We start from the raw sequence: 19,159 nt of genomic DNA on the forward strand, positions 1-19,159 counted from the left end.
TGTAAAAAATAAGATTGGTGTGCTGCTACTCCAGCCCGAGGCTGTTGCGCAGAATATTCAGGCGTTCACTATCCCCGTCACGGGCAGCCTGTTGAAGAGATTTGGTTGGTGCATGGATCAGGCGGTTAGTCAGTTTCCAGGCCAGATCTTGCATAATGGCTTGCGCATCACCGCCCTGTTGAAGAGCAGCCAACGCTTTGGCGGTCAGTTCATCACGCACTTGTTCTGACTGACTGCGATATTCGCGGATGGTGTCACTCGCGCTTTGGGCGCGGAGCCAGGCCATAAATTCGCTGGTTTCCTGCTCGACGATCGTTTCGGCTTCCACCGCCGCCGCTTTACGCTGCGCCAGATTATGCGAAATGATGCTTTGCAGGTCGTCAACGCTGTACAAGTAAGCGTTCGACAGTTTGCCGACCTCCGGCTCAACATCGCGCGGTACGGCGATATCGACCAGCAGCATCGGCTGATTGCGGCGGTTTTTCAGCGCGCGCTCCACCATCCCTTTACCGATAATCGGCAGCGGGCTGGCGGTAGAACTGATAATGATATCGGCGTCCTGTAAACGTGCGTCGATATCACTCAATGAGATCACCTCAGCGCCGACTTCGTCTGCCAGCACCTGCGCACGTTCACGCGTACGGTTGGCGATGATCATCTTCTTCACTTTGTGTTCGCGTAGATGACGCGCCACCAGTTCGATGGTCTCACCTGCGCCAACCAGCAGTACGGTTACCGTGGACAGCGATTCAAAGATTTGTCGCGCCAGCGTACAGGCCGCAAAAGCAACGGACACGGCACTGGCGCCGATGTCGGTTTCGGTGCGGACACGTTTGGCGACGGAGAACGATTTCTGGAACATGCGCTCCAGCGCACTGGCGTTCAGGTGGCCTTTTTGCGAATCCGCAAAGGCTTTTTTCACCTGGCCGAGAATTTGTGGCTCGCCGAGTACCAGCGAATCCAGGCCGCTGGCAACCCGCATCAGATGGCTGACGGCGTCGTTGTCCTGATGCCAGTAAAGGCTGCTGCGCAGTTCTTCTTCATTCAGATTATGGTATTCGCACAGCCAACGGATCAGCGCCTCTTGCAGGTTATCCTGCTCTTCGACGCTGAGATACAGCTCCGTGCGGTTACACGTCGACAGCACTACCCCGCCTTGCACCATTGGCTGCGCAAGCAGGCTGTCCAGCGCCTGATCGAGCGTATCCGGCGAAAACGTTACGCGTTCTCGCAGCGATACAGGTGCCGTTTTATGGTTAATACCAAGCGCTAAAAGGGTCATGTGTGCGGGAATAGTACCAGCGTTGATAAGGTTAGACTGCGGGCATCATACAGGATGCGTGCGGCCAATAAAAGAGACTGCCCCCCTTTTGGAGTAATAGCTTAGTGCACAAATTTTAGTGATTTAAGATAACGTGAACGTAGACGAGGTCAGATGGCGGCGCTAGCATTAAGAACTATAACTGCAACGTATCTCAAGGATTTGTCATCATTATGACCCTGCCTGATTTTCGCCTGTTCCGCCTGCTGCCGCTGGCAAGCCTGGTCCTCACCGCCTGTACACTCAATGCGCCGAAAGGTCCTGGCAAAAGTCCGGACTCCCCGCAGTGGCGTCAGCACCAGCAGGAAGTGCGTGCGCTGCACCAGTATCAGACGCGCGGCGCGTTTGCCTACATTTCCGAACAGCAGAAGGTCTATGCCCGCTTCTTCTGGCAGCAAACCGGTCAGGATAACTATCGTCTGCTGCTGACCAATCCGCTGGGCAGTACCGAACTGGAACTGAAAGCCCAGCCGGGCAACGTCGAGCTTGTCGATAATAAAGGCAAGCATTATACCGCCGATGATGCCGAAGAAATGATTGGCAAACTGACCGGGATGCCGATTCCGCTCAATAGCCTGCGTCAGTGGATCCTCGGTCTGCCGGGCGATGCCACCGATTACAAACTTGACACGCAGTACCGTCTGAGCGAAGTCAACTACAGCCAGAACGGTAAGCGCTGGAAAGTGGTGTACAGCGCCTACGACAGCAAAACGCAGCCAGCGATGCCCGCTAACATGGAACTGTCCGACGGCGACCAGCGCATTAAGCTGAAAATGGATAACTGGATCGTGAAATGATGACCCATTGGCCCTCTCCGGCAAAACTGAATCTGTTTTTATACATCACCGGACAGCGTGCGGATGGTTATCACACGCTGCAGACGCTGTTTCAGTTTCTCGATTACGGCGATGATATCCGCATTGAGGTGCGCGATGACGGCGACATTCATCTACTCACCCCGGTTGCGGGTGTGGAGCATGAAGATAACCTGATCGTGCGCGCCGCGCGTTTGCTGATGAAAACTGCCGCAGAAAGTGGACGCTTGCCCGCCGGGCGCGGCGCGGCCATCAGCATTGATAAGCGCCTGCCAATGGGCGGGGGTCTGGGCGGAGGCTCCTCGAATGCCGCAACGGTTCTGGTGGCGCTGAACCACCTCTGGCAGTGCGGGCTGTCCGTCGATGAACTGGCAACCATCGGATTAACTCTGGGTGCCGACGTGCCGGTATTTGTACGCGGACACGCGGCCTTCGCCGAGGGGGTGGGAGAAATTCTCACGCCGGTCAATCCACCGGAAAAATGGTACCTGGTTGCTCATCCTGGCGTCAGTATTCCGACGCCGGTGATTTTTAAAGACCCGGAACTCCCGCGCAACACGCCAAAAAGGTCAATAGAAACGTTACTAAAATGTGAATTCGGCAATGATTGCGAGGTTATCGCAAGAAAACGTTTTCGCGAGGTTGATGCGGTGCTTTCTTGGCTGTTAGAATATGCGCCGTCGCGCCTGACTGGTACAGGGGCCTGTGTCTTTGCTGAATTTGATACAGAGTCTCGTGCTCGCCAGGTGCTTGAGCAAGCCCCGGAATGGCTCGAAGGCTTTGTGGCGAAAGGTGTCAACCTCTCCCCATTGCACAGAGCGTTACTCTAAATCATTCGGGTTTCAGGAAGATGGCGAGATGACGAATCGCCAGGAGCATACAAAAGTATGTGACTGGTGTGAGGAATTGATGCCAGCGCACATGAAACGCGAAAGATAACGAGTAAGCCGGGCAAGCTGAGTTGCGGTGACAACGTCACCCCGTTCCAGACGTTGCATCGCGCTCTTTAATACACCGCCTGGAGAGGATACTGCCTGGCCCGCACAGTTTTCGGCAGATTCTTTCCACCAATGGACGCATGCCTGAGGTTCTTCTCGTGCCTGATATGAAGCTTTTTGCTGGTAACGCCACCCCGGAACTAGCACAACGTATTGCCAACCGCCTGTACACTTCACTCGGCGACGCCGCTGTAGGTCGCTTTAGCGACGGCGAAGTCAGCGTACAAATTAATGAAAATGTACGCGGTGGTGATATTTTCATCATCCAGTCCACTTGTGCCCCTACTAACGACAACCTGATGGAATTGGTCGTTATGGTCGATGCTCTGCGCCGTGCTTCCGCAGGCCGTATCACCGCCGTTATTCCTTACTTCGGCTATGCACGCCAGGATCGTCGCGTACGTTCCGCTCGTGTACCGATTACCGCAAAAGTCGTCGCTGACTTCCTGTCAAGCGTTGGCGTTGACCGCGTCCTCACCGTTGACCTGCATGCTGAACAGATCCAGGGCTTCTTTGACGTACCGGTTGATAACGTATTCGGTAGCCCAATTCTGTTAGAAGACATGCTGCAGCTGAACCTGGACAACCCGATTGTGGTTTCTCCGGACATCGGTGGCGTCGTGCGTGCCCGCGCTATCGCTAAGCTGCTGAACGATACCGATATGGCTATCATCGACAAACGTCGCCCGCGTGCGAACGTTTCTCAGGTGATGCACATTATTGGTGACGTTGCAGGTCGTGACTGCGTCCTGGTTGATGACATGATCGATACCGGCGGTACGCTGTGCAAAGCAGCAGAAGCGCTGAAAGAACGTGGTGCCAAACGCGTATTTGCTTACGCAACTCACCCGATCTTCTCAGGCAATGCGGCAAACAACCTGCGCAACTCGGTGATTGATGAAGTCGTGGTTTGTGACACCATTCCACTGACCGACGAAATCAAAGCACTGCCGAACGTGCGTACGTTGACCCTGTCGGGTATGCTGGCCGAAGCGATTCGTCGTATCAGCAACGAAGAATCCATCTCTGCTATGTTCGAGCATTAATCGAGCCCGGCTCAAAAACCCGCTGCGGCGGGTTTTTTTATCCGTTTTATTTATTTGTATGATTTATGCCAACTTCAACTATCATTTTCTAGATAGATGATGCGCTCATGGATGAAACATTATTGTGAACAGACTATTTTCCTCACATGTGATGCCTTTCCGCGCCCTCATCGACGCTTGTTGGAAAGAAAAATATACCGCCTCGCGCTTTACCCGTGATCTGATCGCCGGGATAACCGTGGGCATTATTGCTATCCCGCTGGCAATGGCGTTGGCAATTGGCAGCGGCGTTGCGCCACAATACGGCCTGTATACCTCAGCCGTTGCCGGGATTGTTATCGCCCTTACCGGTGGTTCACGTTTTAGCGTCTCCGGTCCTACCGCCGCCTTCGTGGTGATTTTATATCCGGTGTCGCAGCAGTTCGGGCTGGCAGGTCTGCTGGTGGCTACGCTGATGTCCGGGATCTTCCTGATCCTTTTCGGCCTCGCCCGATTTGGCCGATTGATCGAATATATCCCGGTCTCCGTTACCTTAGGCTTTACCTCAGGTATCGGTATCACCATCGGTACCATGCAGATTAAAGATTTTCTCGGTCTGCAGATGGCACACGTCCCGGAACACTACCTGCAAAAAGTGGGTGCGTTGTTTATGGCCCTGCCGACCATTAACCTTGGTGATGCCGCCATTGGCGTGGTCACGCTGGGGATCCTGATTTTCTGGCCGCGTCTGGGGATCCGCCTGCCTGGTCATCTTCCGGCGCTGCTGGCCGGTTGTGCGGTAATGGGCATCGTTAACCTGACAGGTGGCCATGTCGCGACCATCGGTTCTCAGTTCCACTACATTCTGGCGGATGGTTCGCAGGGCAACGGTATCCCGCAACTGCTACCACAGCTGGTGTTGCCGTGGGATATGCCGGGGTCAGACTTTACGCTAAGCTGGAGTTCATTACGGGCGCTGTTACCGGCAGCCTTCTCGATGGCGATGCTCGGCGCGATTGAATCCCTGCTGTGCGCTGTGGTGCTCGACGGGATGACCGGCACCAAGCACAAAGCCAACAGCGAGCTGGTGGGTCAAGGGCTGGGGAATATCGTCGCGCCATTCTTTGGCGGCATCACCGCCACCGCCGCAATTGCCCGCTCTGCGGCTAACGTTCGCGCCGGGGCCACCTCGCCCATTTCTGCGGTGATCCACGCGATTCTGGTGATCCTCGCCCTGCTGGTGTTAGCTCCGTGGCTTTCCTGGCTGCCACTTTCCGCCATGGCGGCCCTGCTGCTGATGGTGGCGTGGAACATGAGTGAAGCCCATAAAGTGGTGGATCTGCTGCGTCACGCACCGAAAGACGACATCATCGTGATGCTGATGTGTATGTCGCTGACCGTACTGTTCGATATGGTAATCGCCATCAGCGTCGGTATCGTCCTTGCCTCGCTGCTGTTTATGCGCCGCATTGCGCGCATGACGCGCCTGGCACCGGTTAACGTAGACGTACCGGACGATGTGCTGGTGCTGCGCGTGATTGGCCCGCTGTTCTTTGCCGCAGCGGAGGGATTGTTTACCGATCTCGAAACGCGTATTACAGGCAAGCGCATCGTGGTACTGAAGTGGGATGCCGTCCCGGTACTGGATGCCGGTGGTCTGGACGCCTTCCAGCGTTTTATTAAACGACTGCCGGAAGGCTGTGAATTACGTATCAGTAATCTGGAGTTCCAACCGCTACGCACCATGGCGCGTTCGGGTATCCAACCCATCCCCGGCCGTCTGGCGTTCTTCCCGAACCGTGACGCCGCACTGGCTGATATTTAGCGTTTAGTGATGGCCGGCAGGCTTTGCTTGTCGGTCACTCTTCACTTCTGCAATCCCCGCTGAGTTGCTATTATCATTTCCCCTACTCCTGATAATACCCACAACAATGAACCCTAATGCTACGTATACCTTTCGCGAAATTACCGAGTCGGATATTCCCGCCGTTCAGTCATTTATTATCCGTCATTTAAATCTCTATTTTCAGGCTAACAGGCCCACTCCACGTCCTGACGAAGACATATTAGATTTACGTTCACACTACCTGCACCACCCCCGAAATCTACTGCTCGGCGCGTGGGATGCACACCAGCAACTTATCGCTACGCTGGCAGTGTGTCAGTACGATGACAGAATCATGGCATTGCGCGGGCGCTATGATTTAGCCAACACCGCAGAAATTTGCCGCTGTTACGTGGAACAGGAACACCGCCGTCGAGGTATAGGCCGCCAACTTATGACGCTGGCAGAAGCATATTGTCAGCGTCAGCAATATAAAACGCTCTACTTGCATACCCATCATTTTTTACCCGGCGGCTATCAGTTTTGGTGCAACAATCACTTTAACGTGTTCCTTGATGAAGGTGGCGAGCAACAAATTGTCCATATGGAAAAACACATTGAAAAATGTGATGTGGCGCAGATTATTTAATAAGCGTGTATTTCTCACTATTCATTTTATTCTTTTTCAACACCACATCGTTAATTGATCAACATCAAATAATTCTCATTTAATTTACCAAATATTTATTATCTTCGGCACATCACAATGAACCATTAAAGATTAACCACATGATTTAAAAGGAATTAAAAATGACAATTAAATACTACCTACTTATTACAGCGGTTGACGCAATATTAGCATACCGATACAGTCCGCTCCGACAGTATTTCAAAGCGCAGTCATGCTTTTGAAACGGAATATGGTGCGGATGATTTCTCTCTTATGCCATAGCTGCCCCCGCAACTGTAAGCGGATGCTGAATATCCCTGTGTAGTGATGATTCACTACAGGTCACTGTAAAATATTTTTATGGGAAGGCCGATATTCTGATTACCGTAAGCCAGGAGACCTACTGTCATGGTTTTATACATTGAGTGGACGGGATGGTCCATGGGGTGATTTATTTGACGAATGAACAAAATTGATTCCTGATCAAACTGGCAACAATATGTTTTATTTTCATATTATTTTGCCTGAATGTCATGATGAAATGTCATCTATCGTCATGCGCCTGTCCCGCGAAATAAATAATGACCAGACGCTGAAGCGCTGGCATCAACGGGACAATGATAATGTATTCTGTTTTTACCTCTGCTTATTGCAAATATTCACTTCTGGCGCTGACCGGCGCGGCACTCTTCCTGACCAGTAATATGGCGACGGCGGCAAAGACGCAATATCCGCTGACTATCAAAAACTGTGGTCGAGATATTACCTTTAATAAAGCCCCGCATCGCGTGACCACAGTGGGTCAGAACAGCACTGAAATCCTCTATTCTTTGGGTCTGGCCGATCGCGTTGTAGGCACATCGCTGTGGTTTGGCCCGGTTCCTGAACAGTACAAAGCGGCGAATGACAAGATTGCAGTCATCGCACAAAACATACCCAGCTTTGAAGGCATTATCGCCAAAAAACCAGACCTGGTTGCCAGCCAGTTTGAATGGCAGATTGGCCCCGCGGGGACGGTTGCCTCTTATGAACAATTCAGTGAACTCAACGTTCCGGTTTATACCGCCCCTGCCGATTGTGCAAAAGACAATGAAGACGGCGGCGATGGTGTGCGTAAAGGCATGTTTGATATCGCCATGGTCTACCAGGAAGTTGCCGATCTGGCCAAAATCTTCGATGTGCAGGACAAGGGCGATGAGCTGATAGCCAGCCTCAAAGCCCGCGAGGCCGCAGCCAAAACGAAGATCACCGGCATGGAGAATAACGTTTCTGCCGTATTCTGGTTCTCCAGCGCCGATCTGCAGCTTGATCCGTATGTTGCCGGTAAATTTGGCCCCGCCGCGTGGATCGCACAAACCCTTGGGGTAAAAAATGTCATTGATTCCGCGGAAGAGTGGCCGACTGTCGGCTGGGAAACCATTGCCAAAGCCAGTCCATCGGTGATTGTTCTCGGCGAGATGGGCCGTCGCCGTTTCCCGGCGGATGACTGGAAAGTCAAAATGGAATACCTCAAGTCTGACCCGGTTACCCGTCTTATCCCGGCGGTGAAAGACAACCACCTGCCGGTGATTGATGTCCAGACCATGAATGCGGGCATCAGAACCCTTGACGGGCTGGAAAAACTCGCCGATGCGCTGGTGCAATACGGTCTGGCACACCCGCAGGCCACTCATTAATCCTCGTCGCGCGTGATGTCATGCACGGGCATCACGCGCTTTCGCACTCAGGAAAGCCATCAACAATGAGCGAATTACGCAGGACGCGTCGGGCGATGAGTCAGTTTACCCAGCGAACGCTGCTGCACAGCCTGTGGGTCAGCGTGGTGATGTGCGGGGTGCTGCTGGCGGGGATCTCCATCGGTGAGACGTTTATCCCGTGGCAGCATGTCACCCACACGCTGGCAAACCACCTGTTTGGCAGCCAATATCCGGTAGACGCGCTGGATGCTGGGATCATCTGGAACTACCGCCTGACCCGTGCGCTTGTCTCTGCCTGCTGCGGTGCCTGTCTGGCCGTTTCCGGCGTGGTGCTGCAATCACTACTGCGTAATGCGCTGGCCGAACCTTATCTGCTGGGGATCTCGGCAGGGGCATCGACGGGAGCGGTGCTGATCGCGCTGACCGGGTTGGGTGCGGGGATTATCAGCATGTCGCTCGGGGCGTTTATCGGCGCGCTGACGGCATTTCTATTTGTCGCACTGCTGGCCGTGGCCGCAAGGGGTAAAAACGGGTCCGCCACCACGCAAATTATTCTCGCCGGGATCGCCAGCTCGCAGCTGTTCAATGCCATTACCTCGCTCATCATTACCCGTTCGGCCAATGCCGAACAGGCACGCGGCATTATGTTCTGGCTGCTCGGCAATCTGAGCGGCGTACGCTGGCCCGATGTGGTACTGGCCATCCCGACCGCGCTGGTCGGCATCATCGTCTGCTTTTGCTACGCCCGCCATCTGGACGCATTTTCATTTGGCGCCGAGTCGGCGGCCTCGCTGGGCATCCCGGTTAAACGCACTCGCGGCGTACTGATTACCGCGGTGACGGGGATGACCGCCATTATGGTGTCGATTGTCGGGGCCATTGGCTTTGTTGGACTGGTTATCCCTCACGCTGCGCGTTTACTGGTGGGTAATCAGCACCACCGCTTGCTGCCCGTCAGCGCCCTGATTGGTGCCATTTTTCTTATTGTCGCGGACGTCATTTCACGCACCATACTACCAGGGCAAGTACTGCCTATTGGGGTGATCACTGCGCTGGTTGGCGCGCCCGCATTTTCGATTATTTTGATCCGAGGGAACCCGAGCAAATGACGGTTAACCCACGTTTTACCACGCCGCTACGCGCGGTAAATACCGCCAACGATGTGGTCTGCGCCCAGCATCTGCACTGGGAGGTGAAAGGCAAGGCCATCGTCAATGATGTCTCTTTTCAGGTCGCACCCGGTGAGTTTGTGGGCATTATCGGCCCCAACGGTTCGGGGAAAACGTCGCTCATTTCCCTGCTGGCCGGTTTACTCAAGCCCTCCAGCGGCAGCGTTTCGCTTAACCGCAAAGATATTCGCCGCTACTCACGCCGCCATCTGGCGCAAAAGGTCGCCCTCGTTGAACAGCAGGCGGAAACCAGCGAGCGTCTGACCGCCATCCAGGCCGTATCCCTTGGCCGCACGCCGTGGTTAAGTCTGCTGTCGCCGTGGTCACGGACCGACGACGATATCGTGCAGACGATGCTGGAGAAAGTCTCCCTGCAAAACGTCCAGCATCGCTGCTGGCATACCTTCTCCGGCGGCGAACGCCAGCGCCTGCATATTGCCCGGGCTCTGGCACAACAGCCGCAGGTATTGCTGATGGATGAGCCAACCAATCATCTCGACATCCAGCATCAAATTGGCCTGCTTAACCTGGTTAAACGCGAAAAACTGACCGTGATTGCCGCCCTGCACGATCTGAATCATGCCGCGATGTTTTGCGATCGCATCATGGTGATGACAGCGGGACGACTGGTCATGCAAGGCTGCCCTGCAGCTGTCTTCACCCGAGAAAATCTTAACAACTGGTTTGGCATCGATGCGATTGTCGAACGAGCTGCTGATGAGGCGAGCTGCTTTATTCGCTACCAACGGCCAGCGTAAATATCACAAGGAACCGCAATGAAATGTATTAAACAACGTTTACTCATCCTGTGCCTGTGCGCGTTCACCTCGACGGCGTTCGCACAAACGTATGAAGTGCTGATGAAAAACCGCGGTACCGGCGGACCGATGGTCTACGAGCCGGATTTTCTGGCGATCCAGCCGGGCGATAGCGTGAAGTTTGTTCGCAAGCACAAAAGCCACAATGCGGCCTCAATTGCCGAGCTGTCTCCTGCCGGGTACCCCGGTTTCATCGGCAAAATCGATGAGGAGATTGAAATCAAATACGACGCAGCAGGCTTCTACGGCATCAAATGTTCACCGCACTATGCGCAGGGGATGATTATGCTGATCAAAGTCGGCGACGCCGTTTTACCCGACAGCTACCGCGCGTTTAAAGCCCCCGGCCTTGCCGATAAACGCTTTCAGGACATTTATACCCGCATTGAGAAACCCTGACAGCGCAATGAAAAGAGGAGACGGCGGTGAATAAAAAAACGGACAGTGAGGCAATCCATACCCAGCGACGCGATTGCCTGTGTAAGTTGACAAAATTTGTCGGCGCTGCGGGGGTGACCGCAGCCGTCTGGCCACTCATTTCGGCGCTAGGGCCGGACGATAAAACCGTGGCAGAAAATGAGCCGGTGGATGTCTCTCTTGCGGGAGTAGCGGCTGGACAGACGGTGAAACGAATCTGGCAGGGGAAACTGATCCTGATTCGCCACCGTACGCCAGACGAGGTCACGGCGGCGCAGCAGGCCGACACCCGACTGTTGCTCGACCCGCAGGCAGACAGCGAGCGGGTCACGGCGGCGCATCCGCAGTGGCTGATCGTTCAGGGTTACTGCCCGCATGCCGGATGCGTGCCTAACGCCAACCCCAGCGGTCAGGGCTGGATTTGTCCGTGTCACGGCTCAGAGTTTGACACCTCCGGGCGCGTGACGCGGGGTCCGGCCACGGTAAATTTGGCGATCCCCGACTATGCCCTGGCCGCCGATGGTCTGAGTGTACGCCTTGGCACAAAAGAGGCCTGACATGAACGCAACGTCCCCGACAGCACCCCAGCGTCATGTGCAATTTCGCCTTCCGTTCCCCCGCTCCATTACCGGCGTGTGGATCTTTGCCGTCGGCATCATCTTGCTGGTCATGCTGGGCGTGCAAATTCTCTCCGGCATCGTGCTGGCAATGTTTTATGTGCCCACGGCAGATTCCGCGTTTGATTCCATTGTGCATATTATGCGTGCGGTCAGGCAAGGGGAGCTGGTGCGTAATCTGCACGCCATTGGCGCCTCGCTTTTTTTCTTCGCCTGCTACCTGCATATCTTTCGCGCAATGTATTACAACGTATACCGCAAACCGTATCTGAAGATGTGGGCCATCAGCGTAACGCTGTATGTGCTCCTGATGATCACCGCATTTCTCGGCTATAGCCTGATTTGGGGGCAAAAAAGCTATTGGGCCGCCACGGTTATCACCAGTTTCGCCCGCGCAATACCGTTCGTTGGCGATACGCTGTACACCTTTTTTGTCGGCGGGTATGCGCCCGGCACGCCGATGTTAGGCCGTTTTTATGTGCTGCACTTTATTATCCCCTTCGCCATTGTTGCGATGACGATATGGCATGTACGTACCGTCCAGTCAGCGTTCGCCCACGCGATGAAAAAAACGTTCACCGCCCGCGAGTCGCAACGTCTGCTGTTTGATTTTCGCGTCACCGAACGCGATGCCCTCAAGCTGACACTGTTTTTAATGCTGTTTGCGTGGTTCTTATTTTTTGCGCCGCACTACCTCAGCAGTGCCGATAACTTTATCCCCGCCGACCCGACGGTCACGCCCGCCGTTGTCGCGCCCGAGTGGTATTTTCTGCCCTTCTTCTCCATTCTGCGCTGTTTTCCCAATGAGCTGGCGGGCATTGCCGCCATGTGCGCATCGGTGCTGATCTTCTATTTGTTACCCTGGCTGGATACCTCCCGCGCACGGTTTCGCCATTACAGCAAATGGATCAAACTCGGTTTCTGGGTCTGGGTCGGTAATGTGTTCTTTTTAGGCTGGCTGGGTTCAAAAGCACTGGTCGGGCCCGACCTGCTGGACGGATTGAGTAACGATGACGGCTGGATCCGTGCCGCGTCTCAGCTTTCAACGCTTATCTATTTCGCATGGTTTCTACTTGTGATGCCGTGTCGACGCTTACTGGAAAAACAGGACTGACATGATGGGACGATGGTTAACCTTTGCGGCCCTGAGCCTGGCGTCACTCTTCAGTCATGGGTATTGCGCGCCGCTTCCGCCCCCGCAGCCGTGGGTATTTAGCGGTGTGAACGGCGCTCACGACACTGAACAGTTACGTCGTGGTTTACAGGTTTACGAAGAAAAATGCCGGGCCTGCCACGGTATGAAATATCTCACCTTCAAAGAGCTGACCCAACCTGGCGGGCCGCAACTCACGCAAGCAGAAGCCAAAGCGCTGGCCAGCGGCTATCTGTTTGCAACGATTGAGGACGACGGACAACCGGGTGAACGTGACGGCAATCTGAACGATGTCTTCGCCTCCCCTTATCTGAACGATCAGGAAGCCAAATACCTCAACAATGGCGCACTGCCGGTGGATCTCAGCTATATCGTGCGGGCACGAAGCTACGATCGCGGGTTTCCGCAGTTTATCCTCGATGCGTTTATTCCCTACACTGACAGCGGTGCGGATTATATTTATGCGCTGCTAACGGGTTATTTACCCGACGATCCTGAGATGAAGGCAAACCGGTATTTTCCTGGTGGGATAATCAATATGCCAAAGCCGCTGGCAGATGGTGAGATTACCTGGTCCACGCAGTCTCATCTGCCACAAACCGAGCAACAGTACGCGCGCGATGTCACCGCGTTTCTGGCGTGGGTTGCCGATCCGCAGCTGGCGTCAAGAAAACATCAGGGAATGTATGTGATGGGGTATCTGGCGGTGGTTGTGGCATTATTAGCACTATTACTGCGAATTCAGTCCCGCTCGCGCAAAAGCAAGACGAACTGAAAACCAGTCAGCGTAAGGCTGGCTGGTCTGCAGACAATGTCACGGTTTAGCTATGGCGTTGGCTATTATTACGACGACAGCGTTTGTCGTAATGGCGAACCCACCAGTAGCGGTCGCTGATTTGTTCGTGACCGCCGACGCGAGCCCCCGCCAGCCAAAGCACGCCGCCAACAAAAATACTGAGCACGGCACCGTGTGCAAAAAATTGTGGTAGGTTAAATTGCGGCAGCTGATTTAAGATTGAATAGCCCACACCGACAACCATCACCACCAACCCTAAAGCCATGAGCACGTTACCGAGTAACGAAGCGTTTTTGCGTTTCATGTGTCACCTCCGGAACTTTGGGTTGCTACAGGGAATACCCCTAATCCTTATGTGTAAAGTATAGACAACACTGCCGCTCGCAAGTGCGCCTGCGATCACAATTACAAACACTCATGCAACAAAACTTTACAAATAACCCACTGAACACACTCATTTTCTAATAGTCCAGCGAGGCAATTATTCAATTTTTGCCGGTACGCACGCAGTTTTTTGTCAAGCGCGCCGTCAGACAGTAAACTACACGCCGGTTATGGACACACTCAGGACAAAATACGTGACGATTAAATTGATTGTCGGTCTGGCAAATCCCGGCGCTGAATATGCGGCTACGCGACACAATGCCGGCGCATGGTACGTCGATTTACTGGCAGAGAGATTACGCGCCCCCCTGCGCGATGAGCCGAAATTCTTCGGTTACACCTCCAGAGTGACGCTCGAGGGTGAAGATGTCCGTCTGCTGGTGCCAACCACATTTATGAATCTGAGCGGCAAAGCAGTCAGCGCGATGGCCAGCTTTTACCGGATCAATCCTGATGAGATTTTGGTCGCCCACGACGAATTAGATTTGCCCCCCGGCGTTGCCAAGTTTAAGCTCGGCGGCGGCCACGGCGGGCATAATGGCCTGAAAGACATCATCAGCAAGTTGGGCAATAACCCGAACTTTCATCGCTTACGCGTTGGAATTGGTCATCCCGGCGATAAAAACAAAGTTGTCGGCTTTGTTTTAGGCAAACCGCCTGTTTCAGAACAAAAGTTAATTGATGAAGCCATCGACGAAGCGGCACGTTGTACCGAGATATTGTTCAAAGATGGCCTGACCAAGGCAACCAGCCGGTTACATACCTTTAAAGCACAATAAGCAGCGATGTGCGGCATTTTTCCCGCGTGCTGTGTATAATAGGCAAAGTTATTTACTTTTCTACAATCTGTTTTCCATAACAGGTTGAATATCAAAAGATTAAGGTGATTTAAACATGGGATTCAAATGCGGTATCGTCGGTTTGCCAAACGTAGGCAAATCCACCCTGTTCAACGCGCTCACCAAAGCGGGTATTGAAGCGGCTAACTTCCCGTTCTGTACTATTGAGCCGAACACTGGCGTTGTACCGATGCCCGATCCGCGTCTGGACCAGTTGGCTGAGATCGTCAAGCCGCAGCGTATTCTCCCGACTACTATGGAATTCGTCGACATTGCCGGTCTGGTAAAAGGCGCATCCAAAGGTGAGGGTCTGGGTAACCAGTTCCTGACCAACATCCGCGAAACCGAAGCGATCGGTCACGTGGTACGCTGCTTTGAAAACGACAATATCATTCACGTTAATAACAAAGTGGATCCGGCTGACGATATCGACGTCATTAATACCGAGTTGGCACTGTCTGACCTGGATACCTGCGAACGCGCGATTCACCGCGTGCAGAAAAAAGCCAAAGGCGGCGACAAAGACGCTAAAGCCGAGCTGGCCGCGCTGGAAAAATGCCTGCCGCATTTGGAAAATGCCGGGATGCTGCGTTCACTGACCAACCTGACGGACGAAGACAAAGCTGCCATCAAATACCTGAGCTTCCTGACCCTGAAGCCAACCATGTATATCGCTAACGTTAACGAAGACGGTTTTGAGAACAACCCGTACCTCGATAAAGTGCGTGAAATCGCGGCAGCTGAAGGTTCTGTGGTGGTTGCCGTGTGTGCGGCAGTTGAATCCGATATCGCCGAACTTGACGATGCCGATCGTGAAGAATTTATGGCTGAGCTGGGCATTGAAGAACCCGGTCTGAACCGCGTGATCCGCGCCGGTTACGAGCTGCTGAACCTGCAGACCTACTTCACCGCTGGCGTAAAAGAAGTCCGCGCGTGGACCATCCCTGTTGGCGCAACCGCCCCGCAGGCTGCCGGTAAAATCCACACCGACTTCGAGAAAGGCTTTATCCGCGCGCAGACCATCGCATTTGAAGACTTCATCACCTACAAGGGTGAGCAAGGCGCAAAAGAAGCCGGTAAGATGCGTGCAGAAGGTAAAGATTACATCGTCAAAGATGGCGACGTAATGAACTTCCTGTTCAACGTCTAAATAAGCTTTGTAGTCTCATGAGGTTTCGCTGAATCTCATAGGAATCGCAAAAAACTTTAAAACCCACGCAATTGCGTGGGTTTTTCATTTCATAGAGTCTCATGTAACCTCAACGGCATCAGTCCAGAAAACGTCGAACATACCTTGTCGTGAGGACAGGAAATACCTACTGCCGCGGAGTCAGTCCAGTTTTCCTGATATTTTTGTCCACTCAGCGCAATTTAATAGTGTTTATTATCTGGATTATCACAGTTATTTTTCCTGACTTATTTATTATTACTTCAGCTCAATTGTTAACAATAAAAATAAAGCACCAAATGTAAATTTTAAAATGACCACCAAAAACACTAACCATTTATAAAATTAAAGTAACATCACGTAATATTGTCGTTTTTTATTTCTCATAGACGAGTATTTACATATCATGATATAATCTCGCGGAAAAAATGCAGGTTAACAACCTGCATTTAATGTAAATAAATTTTTGAGGAGAGCATTCCAGTGGGACGTAAATGGGCCAATATTGTTGCTAAAAAAACGGCTAAAGACGGTGCGACGTCTAATATATATGCAAAATTCGGTGTAGAAATCTATGCTGCTGCTAAGCAAGGTGAACCAGACCCAGAATCAAACTCATCTTTAAAATTCGTTATTGAACGTGCGAAGCAAGCACAAGTCCCGAAACACGTTATTGATAAAGCAATTGATAAAGCCAAAGGCGGCGGCGATGAAACATTCGTGCAAGGTCGTTATGAAGGTTTTGGACCCAATGGCTCAATGATTATCGCTGAAACCTTGACGTCAAATGTTAACCGTACGATTGCTAATGTCCGCACAATTTTCAATAAAAAAGGCGGGAGTATCGGAGCAGCAGGCTCTGTCAGCTATATGTTTGACAATACTGGCGTCATTGTATTTGCAGGAACAGATCCAGACCGTATTTTTGAAATTTTGCTTGATGCTGAAGTTGATGTTCGTGATGTAACCGAAGAAGAAGGAAACATCGTCATTTATACTGAACCTACAGATCTTCACAAAGGAATTGCAGCTCTAAAAGCAGCTGGAATTACTGAATTCTCAACAACAGAATTAGAAATGATTGCTCAAGCAGAAATTGAACTCTCACCAGAAGATTTAGAAATCTTTGAAGGACTTGTTGATGCCCTTGAAGATGATGACGATGTTCAAAAAGTATATCATAACGTTGCAAATCTCTAATTATATATTAAAGAAATCTGTCGTTGTGGCAGATTTCTTAATTTTACAACTTTGTATATTAAAGCATATCCAGCCAGATGCATTGTTTTAAATTCACCCTGTCATTATCGCGCACAAAATATATCTTTTTGCCCATAGCATTATAAAATTAATAAATCCACGCAATTGCGTGGATTTTTCATTTACCCTGTTATTGATGCCCGCCGTGATGGCCGTTAATACATCGCCATAGTTAATTCAGAAATGGGTAATCGGTATAACCCACTTCGCTACCGCCAAACAGCGTCGCTGGGTTACCCATTTCTGAAAGTGGCAGGTTTTCTTTCAGGCGACGTGGGAAATCTGGATTAGCGATAAAGGGACGTCCGAAAGCGACCAGATCTACGATCCCTGCCGATAACAGTTTGTCGGCTTTTTCACGGGTGTAATTCCCCGCCACAATAATCGTACCGCTAAAAGTCGCCCGTAAGGTCTCCCGGAACGCATAGGGCACCTGCGGCGCATCATCCCAATCCGCTTCCGCCAGATGAATAAAGGCAATACCTTTTGATTCACACCAGGCCGCCAGAGCCAGAATAGCGTCAATAACCTGCGGGTCATCCATGCCACGCTGGGTGATGTACGGGGCCAGACGGATACCGGTACGCTCTGCACCAATGGCCTCGCTGATCGCTTCCAGTATCTGCTGGGCGAAACGCACACGGTTTTCCAGACTACCGCCGTATTCATCGGTTCGTTGATTTGAAGAACGGCGCAGGAACTGGTCAATCAGATACCCGTTGCCACCGTGAACTTCTACGCCATCAAAACCCGCTGCCACCGCATTGAGGGCCGCCTGCCGGTAATCTGCTATTACCCGTTGAATATCAGCTGTCGTTAGCTCACGTGGAACCGGGCAGTCGACCATTTCACCGATACCCTCATTGTTTACCACCCACACCTGTGCGTGCGGTGATAACGCAGAAGGAGCTACAGGTTGGCCGTCCGGGTGAAAACTTGCATGGGACATACGCCCCACATGCCACAACTGGGAGAAAATCGTACCTCCTTCGCGATGGACCGCATCTGTTACCAGACGCCATCCCGCCACCTGTTCAGCAGAATGAATGCCTGGTGTCCAGGAGTAACCCTGCCCTTGGGCAGAAATCTGTGTTGCTTCGGTGATGATAAGACCGGCGGTGGCGCGCTGCTGATAATACTCAGCCATAAGTGCGCCAGGAATATTACCGGGCTGGACAGTACGGGCACGAGTCATCGGTGCCATGACAATACGGTTTTTTAGTACACGTTTGCCAATAGATGTTGTCTCGAAAAGGGAATGTTGTGGCATGTTCTGCTCTCCTGAGCGGTTAACTATGGCTTGACTTTATGTCATGCAAGTCGCTTTGATAATGGCAGTAATAATTGATTATCTTTTCAGGAAAACGGAATAATGGGTAAATTCGAAGATATGACGTTACTGGTGGAAGTGGTTGAAGCTGGTGGTCTGGCCGCTGCAGGGCGTCGGATAAACCTTTCCCCCGCCACCATGACTGCACGATTAAAGGCGCTGGAAGAACGTTATCAAACCCGGCTGTTTAATCGTTCAACCCGGGCTATCGCATTGACACGAGCCGGGGAGGAGTTTTACCACGCCGCACTTCGTGTGCAGGAGGAGATGACACAGGCAGAATCAAAACTGACGCAGAAGGACGGACTGCTCAGCGGCAGCCTGCGTATTTCAGCCCCCTCGGACTTTGGCCGACAGTATCTTTCCCCTGCGATTCTCGATTTCTCCCGTTTGCATCCTGAAGTCAGAAGCTCCGTTTATCTCAGTGAGAGCGTGGTGGATTTGATTGTCAACCGTCTGGATATGAGCGTGCGTTTCGGGAACTTGCCGGACAGTAATCTGGTCACAAAATTCATCCGTCCTAATTATCGGGTGCTGGTTGCGTCAAAAAGCTACCTTGAAGCACACGGAACGCCTCAGTATCCGGATGAATTACACGGGCACCGCTGCCTGGTGATGGAGCAGCGCGGCACGCTGATGAACGAGTGGCGTTTTGAAGAGCAAAATGAAACCGCGGTGGTGCAGGTCACGCCGGCAATGGTATGTGATGACGGCGCCTTGCTTCGTCAGTGGGTACTTGCGGGAGCGGGTATTGCCAGCAAATCCTGGTGGGATGTGAAGCGAGATGTGGAACAAGGGCGGCTGAGCGTTTTATTTGCTGAGACTTTTATCGGCTTCAGCCGCCATGACAAGAAACA

At 52.4% G+C, this 19,159-nt stretch carries 19 protein-coding genes and 1 riboswitch; of the genes, 16 read left to right on the top strand and 3 right to left on the bottom strand.

Annotation, left to right across the window (positions count from 1 at the left end; genetic code table 11):
• Positions 1-25: 25 nt before the first annotated feature.
• The gene (gene hemA / locus FDX01_RS14045) at positions 26-1,282 is read right to left on the bottom strand and encodes a glutamyl-tRNA reductase (protein ID WP_096756765.1); all 1,257 of its coding nucleotides are present in this window, start codon (positions 1,280-1,282) and stop codon (positions 26-28) included.
• Between the two features lie 212 nt (positions 1,283-1,494).
• On the opposite strand from hemA, the gene lolB reads away from it, so the two are divergent.
• The 12 genes from lolB (at position 1,495) to FDX01_RS14105 (ending at position 13,300) form a co-directional block, all read left to right on the top strand.
• Positions 1,495-2,118 (top strand): lipoprotein insertase outer membrane protein LolB, encoded by a 624-nt coding sequence (gene lolB / locus FDX01_RS14050; protein ID WP_137399967.1) that lies wholly within the window; start codon positions 1,495-1,497, stop codon positions 2,116-2,118.
• Positions 2,115-2,966, top strand: a complete 852-nt coding sequence (ispE, locus tag FDX01_RS14055; RefSeq protein ID WP_135911905.1) for a 4-(cytidine 5'-diphospho)-2-C-methyl-D-erythritol kinase — start codon at positions 2,115-2,117, stop codon at positions 2,964-2,966. Before lolB ends, ispE begins: the two co-directional genes overlap by 4 nt.
• Positions 2,967-3,232: 266 nt before the next feature.
• A complete protein-coding gene (gene prs / locus FDX01_RS14060; RefSeq protein ID WP_001518537.1) occupies positions 3,233-4,180 on the top strand; it encodes a ribose-phosphate diphosphokinase in 948 nt (315 codons plus the stop codon).
• Positions 4,181-4,304: 124 nt separating this feature from the next.
• Entirely contained in the window at positions 4,305-5,984 is a 1,680-nt protein-coding gene (gene dauA / locus FDX01_RS14065; protein ID WP_137399968.1) for a C4-dicarboxylic acid transporter DauA, read from the top strand.
• A 106-nt stretch (positions 5,985-6,090) separates the two neighbouring features.
• The gene (locus FDX01_RS14070) at positions 6,091-6,633 is read left to right on the top strand and encodes a GNAT family N-acetyltransferase (RefSeq protein ID WP_135911904.1); all 543 of its coding nucleotides are present in this window, start codon (positions 6,091-6,093) and stop codon (positions 6,631-6,633) included.
• A gap of 216 nt (positions 6,634-6,849) precedes the next feature.
• Positions 6,850-7,077, top strand: a riboswitch (cobalamin riboswitch).
• A 200-nt stretch (positions 7,078-7,277) separates the two neighbouring features.
• Positions 7,278-8,330, top strand: coding sequence for an ABC transporter substrate-binding protein (locus tag FDX01_RS14075; RefSeq protein WP_137361825.1), 1,053 nt, complete (start codon positions 7,278-7,280; stop codon positions 8,328-8,330).
• Between the two features lie 65 nt (positions 8,331-8,395).
• A complete protein-coding gene (locus FDX01_RS14080; protein ID WP_137399969.1) occupies positions 8,396-9,460 on the top strand; it encodes an iron ABC transporter permease in 1,065 nt (354 codons plus the stop codon).
• A complete protein-coding gene (locus FDX01_RS14085; protein ID WP_135911902.1) occupies positions 9,457-10,278 on the top strand; it encodes an ABC transporter ATP-binding protein in 822 nt (273 codons plus the stop codon). Before FDX01_RS14080 ends, FDX01_RS14085 begins: the two co-directional genes overlap by 4 nt.
• 18 nt (positions 10,279-10,296) lie before the next feature.
• A complete protein-coding gene (locus FDX01_RS14090; protein WP_096756757.1) occupies positions 10,297-10,737 on the top strand; it encodes a pseudoazurin in 441 nt (146 codons plus the stop codon).
• A gap of 26 nt (positions 10,738-10,763) precedes the next feature.
• The gene (gene petA / locus FDX01_RS14095) at positions 10,764-11,312 is read left to right on the top strand and encodes a ubiquinol-cytochrome c reductase iron-sulfur subunit (RefSeq protein WP_115258279.1); all 549 of its coding nucleotides are present in this window, start codon (positions 10,764-10,766) and stop codon (positions 11,310-11,312) included.
• Between the two features lies 1 nt (position 11,313).
• Positions 11,314-12,486: a cytochrome b N-terminal domain-containing protein gene (locus FDX01_RS14100; RefSeq protein WP_137399970.1), complete on the top strand. Its 1,173-nt coding sequence runs from the start codon at positions 11,314-11,316 to the stop codon at positions 12,484-12,486.
• A 4-nt stretch (positions 12,487-12,490) separates the two neighbouring features.
• Positions 12,491-13,300 (top strand): cytochrome c1, encoded by an 810-nt coding sequence (locus FDX01_RS14105; protein WP_137400029.1) that lies wholly within the window; start codon positions 12,491-12,493, stop codon positions 13,298-13,300.
• 46 nt (positions 13,301-13,346) lie between these two features.
• Here FDX01_RS14105 and ychH read toward each other — a convergent pair whose 3' ends face one another.
• The gene (ychH, locus tag FDX01_RS14110) at positions 13,347-13,625 is read right to left on the bottom strand and encodes a stress-induced protein YchH (protein ID WP_045443721.1); all 279 of its coding nucleotides are present in this window, start codon (positions 13,623-13,625) and stop codon (positions 13,347-13,349) included.
• 274 nt (positions 13,626-13,899) lie between these two features.
• Here ychH and pth point away from each other — a divergent pair, with 274 nt between their 5' ends.
• From pth to FDX01_RS14125, 3 genes are all read left to right on the top strand, one after another.
• Complete coding sequence (pth, locus tag FDX01_RS14115) at positions 13,900-14,484, top strand: aminoacyl-tRNA hydrolase (protein ID WP_046275292.1); 585 nt, start codon at positions 13,900-13,902, stop codon at positions 14,482-14,484.
• Positions 14,485-14,599: 115 nt separating this feature from the next.
• Positions 14,600-15,694, top strand: coding sequence for a redox-regulated ATPase YchF (ychF, locus tag FDX01_RS14120; protein WP_096756754.1), 1,095 nt, complete (start codon positions 14,600-14,602; stop codon positions 15,692-15,694).
• A 501-nt stretch (positions 15,695-16,195) separates the two neighbouring features.
• Positions 16,196-16,912, top strand: coding sequence for a YebC/PmpR family DNA-binding transcriptional regulator (locus FDX01_RS14125; RefSeq protein WP_096756753.1), 717 nt, complete (start codon positions 16,196-16,198; stop codon positions 16,910-16,912).
• Between the two features lie 232 nt (positions 16,913-17,144).
• Here FDX01_RS14125 and FDX01_RS14130 read toward each other — a convergent pair whose 3' ends face one another.
• Positions 17,145-18,242 (bottom strand): alkene reductase, encoded by a 1,098-nt coding sequence (locus FDX01_RS14130; RefSeq protein WP_137399971.1) that lies wholly within the window; start codon positions 18,240-18,242, stop codon positions 17,145-17,147.
• A gap of 102 nt (positions 18,243-18,344) precedes the next feature.
• Between FDX01_RS14130 and FDX01_RS14135 the strand changes: the two genes are divergently transcribed.
• Positions 18,345-19,159: LysR family transcriptional regulator (locus FDX01_RS14135; protein ID WP_249360989.1), on the top strand; the 815-nt coding region annotated here is incomplete at its 3' end.

The sequence above is a fragment of the Citrobacter sp. wls613 genome, assembly GCF_005281195.1.
GTDB classification, from domain to species: domain Bacteria; phylum Pseudomonadota; class Gammaproteobacteria; order Enterobacterales; family Enterobacteriaceae; genus Citrobacter; species Citrobacter gillenii.

Bases quoted from the DNA above. Each gene is read 5' to 3' on its own strand.
- hemA (WP_096756765.1), bottom strand. From the start codon at position 1,282: ATGACCCTTTTAGCGCTTGGTATTAACCATAAAACGGCACCTGTATCG.
- lolB (WP_137399967.1), top strand. From the start codon at position 1,495: ATGACCCTGCCTGATTTTCGCCTGTTCCGCCTGCTGCCGCTGGCAAGC.
- ispE (WP_135911905.1), top strand. From the start codon at position 2,115: ATGATGACCCATTGGCCCTCTCCGGCAAAACTGAATCTGTTTTTATAC.
- FDX01_RS14070 (WP_135911904.1), top strand. From the start codon at position 6,091: ATGAACCCTAATGCTACGTATACCTTTCGCGAAATTACCGAGTCGGAT.
- FDX01_RS14075 (WP_137361825.1), top strand. From the start codon at position 7,278: ATGTATTCTGTTTTTACCTCTGCTTATTGCAAATATTCACTTCTGGCG.
- FDX01_RS14080 (WP_137399969.1), top strand. From the start codon at position 8,396: ATGAGCGAATTACGCAGGACGCGTCGGGCGATGAGTCAGTTTACCCAG.
- FDX01_RS14085 (WP_135911902.1), top strand. From the start codon at position 9,457: ATGACGGTTAACCCACGTTTTACCACGCCGCTACGCGCGGTAAATACC.
- FDX01_RS14090 (WP_096756757.1), top strand. From the start codon at position 10,297: ATGAAATGTATTAAACAACGTTTACTCATCCTGTGCCTGTGCGCGTTC.
- FDX01_RS14100 (WP_137399970.1), top strand. From the start codon at position 11,314: ATGAACGCAACGTCCCCGACAGCACCCCAGCGTCATGTGCAATTTCGC.
- FDX01_RS14105 (WP_137400029.1), top strand. From the start codon at position 12,491: ATGGGACGATGGTTAACCTTTGCGGCCCTGAGCCTGGCGTCACTCTTC.
- ychH (WP_045443721.1), bottom strand. From the start codon at position 13,625: ATGAAACGCAAAAACGCTTCGTTACTCGGTAACGTGCTCATGGCTTTA.
- ychF (WP_096756754.1), top strand. From the start codon at position 14,600: ATGGGATTCAAATGCGGTATCGTCGGTTTGCCAAACGTAGGCAAATCC.
- FDX01_RS14130 (WP_137399971.1), bottom strand. From the start codon at position 18,242: ATGCCACAACATTCCCTTTTCGAGACAACATCTATTGGCAAACGTGTA.